A 9,858-nucleotide genomic window follows, 5' to 3' on the forward strand; every position below is an offset into this window, starting at 1 on the left:
TTATTTTTTATAAAAAAAAAAAAATTTTTTTTTTTTTTTTTTCTTTTTTTTTAAAAAAAAAAATAAAATAGTGCGTTTTGTTAAGGAACGACTAATTATTATTTTTCTTGATTCTAATCTTGCCTTTATGTTCATGATACATCATACAAGTTGCTTTATTTTCTAACTCTTTGCATGTTTTTTCAAAATCATAAATAACACTCACGGTTTCACCTTCTTTTTTGTCTGAAAATATTTCATTGTTACAAACCAAATAATCCTCTTTGTCATCAACACGAATGTAAGTTCCTGTACAATCTCTCACAATCGTTCCAGTAAATAATCGATCGTGTTTAATACTTGTACTGCAAGAAGATAGGGCTAAGGTAAGGAGAGTAGTTAATGAGAAAAGTAGTTTCATATTTTGATAAATTAATAATCATAAATATAAAGTTTTTTATAGTGTAAATAAATAGAGTTTAACTATATTTTAAAAACTTTTTTTATTAAAATTTAGAATAACCAACATCATCGAATCTTGTAAGGAAGTCACTTGATGAATAACTTTTGGAGGAAGAATATATTCGTCAAATTCTTTTAAATTGACAATCTCAATTTTTGAATCAATTTCTATTTCACCTTTCAGCATTAAAATTTTTGCATTTACAGGTAATTGATGATCGATTAATTTCAAACTTTTTTTTAGTCCAAAAGCAACAACACGCGTATCATCATTTCTGAAAATGATTTTTATAATTGGTTTTTCCGATTCCGAAATCTGATCTAAAATGGCATGTAACATAATGATAGTTTTTGAATTCTCTTAAAATTAGTATTAATTCTTCAAACTATCTGAAAATGAAATATTAATAATTTGTGAAATTTTAAGCAATTGTAATCTTCATTCTTAACACAAAAAAATGTTTAACTTGCGTTTTTAATCATATAAAATGACAACGAATTATTTTGCCGAAATTATTTTACCACTTTCATTAAATGGAACATTTACATACCATCTTTCTGAAATTGATTTACAGCAAATTAAAGTTGGTCAGCGTGTTTCCGTGCCTTTCGGAACGCAAAAATTATATACAGGAATTGTACATTCTATTCATCAAAATGCGCCAGAATTATACAAAACAAAGGCGATTCATGCTTTTTTGGATGATGAACCTTTGGTGACGCAAACGCAAATTAATTTTTGGGAATGGATGGCGAATTATTATATGTGTTCACTGGGCGATGTTTTTCGAAATGCTTTTCCTTCTGCATTAAAATTAGAATCTCAAACTTTTGTTCGATTAATTAATCCAAATTATGAAACAATTGAAGAGCTAAATGATTATGAATTCTTAGTTTTTGAAGCGTTGAAATTGCGTGAAATCATTTCAGTTGAAGAAGCAGCTTTAATTGTAGACGAGAAATCAGCAATTCCAACACTTAAATTATTAATTGATAAAGGAATTATTCGGTTAGATGAAAAACTGAACGAAAAATATACGCCAAAAATTGATAATTATGTCCGATTACATCCAGATTTAAAAGGAAATGAAACTGCCTTTATCGAGATTTTAAATCAATTAAATAAAGCACCAAAACAGCGCGAAACCTTGTTGCAATTGATTACGTTAGAAACGCAATCGCAAGAAAAACCGCTAAAAGTTGCAGATTTTATAAAACAAGGTGCGACAAATGCTGTACTTAAATCTTTAGCAGAAAAAGGAGCAGTTGAAATTTATCAACATCAAACTTCTCGTGTAGATGAAGATGAGAAAGAAGTTGCTGAAATTGCTGAATTGACCTTGAAACAAATTGCAGCTTTAAATCAAATTAAAGAAGATTTTAAGGATAAATCAACCGTTTTATTACATGGTGTAACATCAAGTGGAAAGACAGAAATTTATCTAAAATTGATGGAACAAGTAATTGCGAAAGGAAATAAAGTGTTGTACTTATTACCAGAAATTTCTGTGACAACTCAAATTGTTCATCGAATCAAAAAACATTTTGGAGAAAGAGTAGGAGTTTATCATTCGAAATTCAATCAAAATGAACGTGTAGAATTGTGGCAGAAAACCTTGAATGGCGATTTTGATATTATCATTGGTCCACGAACAGCGTTGTATTTGCCTTTTGATAATTTAGGAATGATTATCGTGGATGAAGAGCACGAATCTTCTTATAAACAAATGGATGTAAAACCATTTTTTCATGCGCGCGATATGGCGATGTTGCTTGGAGGAATGATGAATGCGAAGGTTTTATTAGGTTCAGCGACACCTTCGGCTGAAAGTTATTATAATGCGAAAAATAAAAAATATGGTTATGTCGAATTAACTGAACGTTTTGGGAGTATAAAATTGCCCGAAATTAATTTGATTGACCTCAAAAAAGCGCAAAAGGAAAAAGAAATTACAGAAGATATTTCGCATACACTTCGTGATGAAATTTTCAATCAATTGCATCAAAAAAAGCAAGTCATTTTATTTCAGAATCGTCGTGGATATGCGCCAATTATGGAATGTAATACGTGTGGTCATACGCCCGAATGTCCAAATTGTGATGTCAGTTTAACATATCATAAATTCTCGAATCAACTAAAATGTCATTATTGTGGTTATGCACAAGCAAAACCTTTGCGTTGCCCGAGTTGTGGTTCGTACGAATTGAATACAAAAGGTTTGGGAACAGAACAGATAGAACAGCAAGTTCAAACAATTTTTCCTGAAGCAAAAGTTCGAAGAATGGATGTCGATTCGATGCGAGGGAAATTTGCGTACGAAAAATTGATCGAAGATTTTGAGAACAAAGAAATTGATATTTTAATTGGAACGCAAATGATTACAAAAGGTTTTGATTTTGGAAATGTTAATTTTGTTGGTGTTATTCGAGCAGATTCTTTGTTAAATTTTCCTGATTTTAGAGCGCACGAAAAAGCGTTTCAATTGTTAACGCAAGTTTCTGGTCGTGCAGGTCGTCGTCAAGAACAAGGAAAAGTATTGATTCAATCTTTTCAGCCAGAACATCAGATTTTGCAAAATGTCACAACCTACAGTTATGCACCAACGATGAAAGATATTTTGTATGAGCGAAAAGAATTTTTGTATCCTCCTTATTCACGGTTAATCAAGTTGCGTTTCAAGCATAAAAATAAAGAGCGTTTGGATAAAACGGCGGCTCAATTAGTCGTTTTGCTTAAACCAAGTTTTGATGCAAAATGTTTACTTGGTCCAGAAACGCCTTCGATTGGAAGAATCAATAATTTATATATTACAGATGTGATGATTAAAATTAGACCAAATCAATCACCTCAAAAAGTAAAAGATTTAATTCAAGCAAAAATAGATCAATTGCATACAATTGCAGCTTTTCGTTCGGTACGAATTGATGTTGATGTTGATCCAGTTTAAAATAAAAACCTCCCAAAAGTTAACTTTTGGGAGGTTTTCTTGTTAAGATTCTAAACTTCTTAAATATTGTTGTTGCAAAGATCTACGTCTGCCTTTCATAAATAAGAAAAGGTTTAGCATCAACATTATTCCTAAATAAATGGCGAAACTACCAATTTTTGTACTTAATTTTACAATCAAATCTTCGGTTGTTGCGATAGAAGTCATGTAAACAATTAGCATGGCAAAACCGATATTCAAAAGATAAAAACCAATTTTGAATAATGAATTTGTTGCGCTTGCAATATCTTCTTTTTGATGGAAAATATCGTACATAAATATTTTTCCATTTTTGAATAAAACGTTAGAAACTGCGATTGTCATTAATATTGCCACTGGTAAGTAAACCAAATATGCAATTAGATTGTAATTTGTCATAATTTGCTGTGTTTAAGTGTTTATTTTTTTGCTTTTTCTTGCGATATAAATAATTGATAAATTAATAAAATGTAATATTCCGAGGATTAATAATATAAATCCAATTTTGTAGGACAATGAAGAAAACATGATGGTAATGGAGTCAACTTGTTCCCAGTTTTGTAAACTTATTGCCGAAAAACCTAAATTGACCAAATAGTATCCAATCAATAAAAGATTATTAATCGATTGACAAACAGAATGATTATCGATTAAGTTTGTCAAGTACACAAAACCAATTTTATACACTTTCCAACCAATAAAAATGGTGATGTAGAAAGTAATAATCAGATAAATGATATACGAAATAATATTATACATATTGAATTTTCAATAATTTTTGAAATTTGTGATTCAAAAAAATACGAATTGATTATTTTATCAAATTCGTGATTTTTCCTACCAACCAATGCTCATCAGATTTGATAGCAAGGTCCATTATATTATTGATTTTTGTCGAAACAGAAGATAAATCTTGTAATAATTTTGCAAATTCTTTTGCATCATCAGATTGATCGTCGATGTTTTTTAATGATTCTAAAAAATCAATTACCGGCTCTATTTCACGCTTTCTGCGTTCTTTTGTAATTTGTTTGAATAAATACCAAACATCTTTATCGGCAACAAAATATTCTTTACGTTCTCCTTTTATCAATTCTTTTCTTACAATTCCCCAATCCATCAAAGCACGCAAATTCATATTTGCATTTCCGCGAGAAATTTGTAATTCCTCCATAATTAGATCTGTAGAAATAGGTTCATTATACGTTAATAATAATGCATGAACTTGTGCCATAGTACGATTTATTCCCCAGTTAACAGCGAAAGTTCCCCAAGTTTGAACAAATTTTTCTTTTGATTCTTCTAATTTCATTGCAATTATTATTTACACAAATATATATAAATTTCTATACTTTCAAAAATTATTGAAAATTAATTTTGAAAAATATTTTAGCGCTATTTATAAGATAAATCTTAAACTTGCTTGTAACATTTTTCTTATAATTTCGACTTATCTGTTATCTTTATTGAAATTTACAACAATCTATGATATCTATTCGAGATTTAAATAAATCCTACATAATGGGAAAAAACAAACTTCACGTACTCAAAGGAATTAACCTTGAGATTACGGAAGGCGAATTTGTTGCGATTATGGGATCTTCGGGTTCGGGGAAATCAACTTTATTGAATATCATTGGAATGTTGGACGAGCATGATACAGGTATTTATGAATTGGACGGTGTTAGAATTGAGAAGTTAAACGAAACTAAAGCGGCTAATTATCGAAACAAATTTTTAGGATTTATTTTTCAATCTTATAATTTAATTAGTTTCAAAAATGTATTAGAAAATGTAGCGTTACCGTTGTATTATCAAAAAGTAAAACGATCGGATCGAAATAAAATAGCGCTTAGTTATCTGGAAAGAGTGGGGTTGGAGCCTTGGGCTACTCATATGCCAAATGAACTTTCGGGTGGACAAAAACAACGTGTTGCAATTGCGCGTGCATTGGCTGCAAAACCAAAATTGTTATTGGCGGATGAGCCTACAGGAGCGCTGGATACAAAGACTTCGCAAGAAGTAATGCACCTGATTCAAGAAATTAATGACGAAGGTAAAACAATTGTAATGGTGACGCATGAAGATGATATTGCAAATATGTGTAAACGTATTGTTCGTCTTAAAGATGGTGTAATTGTAAGTGACGAAAAAGTAGAACAAGTAAGAGTTTAATGATTTTCGAATCTCAAACTTCGTAAATCATAAATCAAAGAATCTTAAATATAAAATATGTTTGATACAGACCGTTGGAGCGAAATATGGTCGTCCATTGCAAGTAATAAATTGCGTACAGCATTGTCGGGTTTGACAATCGCTTTGGCGCTTTTTGTGTTTATTACATTGTATGGATTGGGAAATGGTTTGCAGAACGGGTTTCAACAAGAATTTTTCAAAGCAAATTCATTAAATATTACCGTTAACGGAGGTACAACAACAGAACCTTACAATGGTTTCAAACAAGGACGTACAATTGAATTGGATGTAAAAGATTTTGATTTTATTAAACATTCTTTTCCAGATGAAATAAAATCGATTGTAAGTACAATTTCGAAAAGTGATACGATTAGAAATGAAGCTAATTCAGGAAGTTATTCAATTACTGGAGTTTATCCAGAATATGAATCAATGATTAATGAAAATGTAACGCTTGGTCGATTTATCAATAAAAAAGATATGGAGAATCAGTCCAAATCAATTGTTATTGGACGATTGGTTGCGCAAGATTTTTTTCCAAATCAGATTGCGATTGGTAAGTATTTGCAATTAGGTTCAAGTATGTATCAAGTGGTTGGTGTTTTCGAAAGTAAAGATGGTGGTGATAATGCCGAGCGTGCTTTGTATGCACCTTTTACAACGTTTAGAACGATTTATGCTACAGATAAAGTATCATCGATTATTGTAACACCAAAAGATGGAATGGCTTTGGCTGACATTTCTAAACTTGCAAATGCAATTGAATATAATATAAAAGGTCGACATAATGTTGCACCTTCTGATTATGGTGGAATTTGGGTGCGAAATGCGGCTGATGCAATGGAAGATACCAATCAATTTTTCTTGATTCTGACAATTATTGTATTTGTAATTGGTGGAGGAAGTTTGATTGCAGGAATCGTAAGTATCGGAAATATTATGGTGTTTAGTGTAAAAGAGCGTACCAAAGAAATTGGTATTCGAAAAGCTTTAGGCGCAACACCAGCCAATGTTTTGGGACTGATTTTACAAGAAGCAATTATGATTACAATTATTTTCGGAGCAATAGGAATTGCTTTAGCGGCACTTGTTGTAGAAAATATTGGAGATAGCTTAGAAGAATATTTTATTTATAATCCAGGTGTAGAAACTAATTCGTTGGTAATGGCTTGTATTATTTTATTTGTTGCAGGAACAGTTTCTGGATTAATTCCAGCTTTGAATGCAGCACGTATTAAACCTATTGATGCTTTAAGAGACGAATAATGAACTTTATAAAATTTGTTTTTGATCCAGATGCTTGGAGCGAAGTCTACGCGGCGATTCGCAAAAATAAATTGCGCACTATTTTGACAATGATTGGTGTTGCATGGGGAATGTTCTTATTTGTATTATTGTTAGGAGTAACACGCGGTTTGCAAAATGGTTTTGACCGTAATTTGGCAAATGCCGCAACCAATTCATTATTTGTTTGGGGAGGGACAACATCGATGCCATATCAAGGATTTCAAAAAGGTCGCACAATTGAATTGAAAATGAGTGATGTTCGTCAAATTCAGGCTCGTTTTCCTCAAATTTCGTTGTTAGCTCCTCGAAACTCGAAACCAAATTCAATATTAACTTACGGAACAAAATATAATTTTTACACGGTTAATGGAGATTATCCAGATCAAAACCGAATGTTTGGGAAAGATATTATTCAAGGTCGTTTTATCAATGAAGATGATATCAAAACTGAATCGAAAGTTTGTGTAATTGGAATTGAAGTTGCCGAACAATTTTTTGGTGATAAACCGAAACCTTTAGGGAAAGAAATCAGAATTAGCGATAGTTATTATACAATTGTCGGCGTTTACGACACACCTTCTTCGCCTGTAGAGAGTAAAGATCAAGTGTTTATTCCGTTTACAACATTTCAAAAAATATACAATCAAGGAGAAACGATTCAATATTTAAGTTTGAGTTTACCTAATAATTATGATATTGTAGCATTCGAAAAAGAATTAAAAACATATCTGAAACAAATTAAAAATATTTCGCCAGATGACGACCAGGGAATTGGTGGTTTTAATTTAGGTGAAATGCTTGGAAAGATTATGAAATTCGTAAAAGGAATGCAGTTCCTAGCGATTGTTGTAGGAGGAATGACATTATTTTCCGGGGTTATTGCGATTGCAAGTATTTTATTGATTACAGTTTCAGAACGAACAAAAGAATTTGGAATTCGAAGAGCATTAGGTGCAATTCCTGCTCAAATTCGAGGACAAATTTTGTTAGAATCAGTAGTTTTAACATTAATTGCAGGTTTAGGCGGAATTATTTTTGCAGCACTTTTACTAATGGTTCTCAACGAAATTATCATTCCATCAAATAAAAACATACCTTTATATAATGCGTCAATCGATTTGTTTACACTTTTTACAGCTTTAGCAGTGATGGTGATTATGGCAACTTTAGCGGGATTGATTCCTGCTCAACGTGCAATTCAAATCAAACCTATTGATGCTTTGAGAGATGAATAACTAAAACTTAACAGATATAGAAGAATGAAAAAATTTCTAAAGATTTTGATGATTGTCGTTTTTATCGGTGCTGTAATCGGTGTGATTGCATATTTCGGTAAAAAGAATAGCCAAGACAATGAAGTTTATGAAACGACAACGCCTTTTATGGGAAATATAGAGGTGAAAGCTGTTGCAACTGGTGAATTAAAACCGTTGGAAACAATTGAAATTAAGCCAAATATTTCGGGTGTTATAAAATCGATTAATGTTGCTGAAGGACAATATGTAGAGCGTGGTCAGTTGATTTGTGAACTGAAAGTTGTTCCAAATGTTCAGTCGTTAAATGCAGCTCGTCAGTCTATTCAAGCGGCTCAAATTACGGTCGATCAAGAACGTCGTAATTTCAATCGAACATCAACTTTATATAATCAAGGTGTTTTGCCTCGTGCAGATTATGACAATGCAAATGCGACATATAAGTCAGCTCAACAACAATTAAAAGCTGCCGAAAACGATTACAAAGTTGCGCAAACAGGTATTGCTCCCGGTTTGGAAGCTTATGCAACAACACGTATTACAGCAACTACTTCGGGAATGATTTTAGATATTCCTGTTGAGGTTGGGAATATGGTGCAAGAGATTAATAATTTCTCTACAGGTACTACTATTGCTACGATGGCTGATGTTAAGAAAATGATTTTCCAAGGAAAAGTTGACGAAGCTGAGGTTGGTAAATTAAAAGAAGGAATGAAAATTAATGTATCGATTGGTGCAATTCCGAACAAAACTTTTACAGCGATTCTTGATTTTATTTCGCCTCAAGGAGTTGCAACGAATGGAGTAGTTCAGTTCGAGATTAAAGCACCAGTTCAATTAGATTCAGATAACTTTATTCGTGCGGGATATTCTGCAAATGCTGAGGTTGTAACGCAGGAAGCAAAAAATGTATTGTTGGTAAAATCAGCGCATGTTCGTTACGACGAAAACCAAAAACCATATGTTGAGATTCTTACTTCTGGTAAAGGACAAGATGCAAAATACGAAAAGAAATACATCACTCTTGGAATTACAGACGGAGTGAATGTTCAAGTAAAATCTGGCTTGAAAAAAACAGATAAAATCAAAATTTGGAATACCGATTTGGAAAAAGATAAAAACGGTAACGGTCCACATTAATAAGATACAAAAGGAGAATAAAGCGTTCTCCTTTTTTTGATTCTGTCACTCCGATTTTATCAAAAAGCTTTTTTATAGAAACTTAATTATGATGTCATCAGCATCGTATCCATTATATTATTAACTATACTGAATAACTCATTCTCGCTTTGCGACAATTCCTCCCGAATAGTTAACTCAAAAGTATCCATTTTACTTTTCTTTTTGGTAAGAAAAGCAAAACGTCTAATCATTTTATGAAGTTAAAAGGCATTCTTGAGTAATTAACAAGTTTAATTTTCCTGTCGTTTCGAGCTTGTCGAGAAATCTATCCCGTTATAATTTAGTTTTTAAAAAGAGCTTTTCTCGTCAAAAATCTAATATCTCAGTTCTCATATCTAAACATTTCAAAAAATATTTTCCATTGTACCAATAACTTAAGGAAAGAATGTAAAATAAAAGTAAAGTATGTTTGGAAAAACGAATAATCCAGCCGTATATTTGCAATCCCAATACGAAAGACGAGTAGAATTGTAGTTGACATAAGGACTTATATAGTGACAAAAATTATTTAAAAATAAATTTGCGAGTTTAGA

The 9,858-nt window shown here is 31.8% G+C and carries 10 protein-coding genes; 5 read left to right on the plus strand and 5 right to left on the minus strand.

The genetic code is table 11. The annotated features are described in order from the left end of the window. Positions 1 to 91: 91 nt before the first annotated feature. Positions 92 to 304 (minus strand): hypothetical protein, encoded by a 213-nt coding sequence (locus tag B3M86_RS03075; RefSeq protein ID WP_291078963.1) that lies wholly within the window; start codon positions 302 to 304, stop codon positions 92 to 94. 165 nt (positions 305 to 469) lie between these two features. Further along, positions 470 to 781, minus strand: coding sequence for a hypothetical protein (locus B3M86_RS03080; protein ID WP_115001209.1), 312 nt, complete (start codon positions 779 to 781; stop codon positions 470 to 472). Between the two features lie 148 nt (positions 782 to 929). On the opposite strand from B3M86_RS03080, the gene priA reads away from it, so the two are divergent. Further along, positions 930 to 3,389 carry a replication restart helicase PriA gene (priA, locus tag B3M86_RS03085; protein WP_286496372.1) on the plus strand — a complete coding sequence of 820 codons (2,460 nt, stop codon included), beginning with the start codon at positions 930 to 932 and terminating at the stop codon, positions 3,387 to 3,389. A gap of 42 nt (positions 3,390 to 3,431) precedes the next feature. On the opposite strand, the gene B3M86_RS03090 is transcribed toward priA, so the two are convergent. Genes B3M86_RS03090 through B3M86_RS03100 form a run of 3 tightly spaced genes read right to left on the minus strand, consistent with a single transcriptional unit; the run spans position 3,432 to position 4,719 of the window. Then, the gene (locus tag B3M86_RS03090) at positions 3,432 to 3,806 is read right to left on the minus strand and encodes a hypothetical protein (protein ID WP_125349102.1); all 375 of its coding nucleotides are present in this window, start codon (positions 3,804 to 3,806) and stop codon (positions 3,432 to 3,434) included. A gap of 12 nt (positions 3,807 to 3,818) precedes the next feature. Beyond that, the gene (locus tag B3M86_RS03095) at positions 3,819 to 4,166 is read right to left on the minus strand and encodes a hypothetical protein (protein ID WP_115001203.1); all 348 of its coding nucleotides are present in this window, start codon (positions 4,164 to 4,166) and stop codon (positions 3,819 to 3,821) included. Between the two features lie 52 nt (positions 4,167 to 4,218). Beyond that, complete coding sequence (locus B3M86_RS03100; RefSeq protein WP_291047547.1) at positions 4,219 to 4,719, minus strand: GbsR/MarR family transcriptional regulator; 501 nt, start codon at positions 4,717 to 4,719, stop codon at positions 4,219 to 4,221. Between the two features lie 173 nt (positions 4,720 to 4,892). Between B3M86_RS03100 and B3M86_RS03105 the strand changes: the two genes are divergently transcribed. Genes B3M86_RS03105 through B3M86_RS03120 form a run of 4 tightly spaced genes read left to right on the plus strand, consistent with a single transcriptional unit; the run spans position 4,893 to position 9,283 of the window. After that, positions 4,893 to 5,582 (plus strand): ABC transporter ATP-binding protein, encoded by a 690-nt coding sequence (locus B3M86_RS03105; protein ID WP_038335693.1) that lies wholly within the window; start codon positions 4,893 to 4,895, stop codon positions 5,580 to 5,582. Positions 5,583 to 5,639: 57 nt separating this feature from the next. Further along, the gene (locus tag B3M86_RS03110) at positions 5,640 to 6,869 is read left to right on the plus strand and encodes an ABC transporter permease (RefSeq protein ID WP_038335694.1); all 1,230 of its coding nucleotides are present in this window, start codon (positions 5,640 to 5,642) and stop codon (positions 6,867 to 6,869) included. Continuing rightward, positions 6,869 to 8,125 carry an ABC transporter permease gene (locus B3M86_RS03115; RefSeq protein ID WP_038335695.1) on the plus strand — a complete coding sequence of 419 codons (1,257 nt, stop codon included), beginning with the start codon at positions 6,869 to 6,871 and terminating at the stop codon, positions 8,123 to 8,125. Before B3M86_RS03110 ends, B3M86_RS03115 begins: the two co-directional genes overlap by 1 nt. A 24-nt stretch (positions 8,126 to 8,149) precedes the next feature. Further along, on the plus strand, positions 8,150 to 9,283 hold the full coding sequence (locus B3M86_RS03120) for an efflux RND transporter periplasmic adaptor subunit (RefSeq protein ID WP_219034695.1): 1,134 nt from the start codon (positions 8,150 to 8,152) through the stop codon (positions 9,281 to 9,283). Positions 9,284 to 9,858: the final 575 nt, after the last annotated feature.

This window comes from Empedobacter sp. UBA6305 (genome assembly GCF_002440405.1).
GTDB lineage: Bacteria > Bacteroidota > Bacteroidia > Flavobacteriales > Weeksellaceae > Empedobacter > Empedobacter falsenii_B.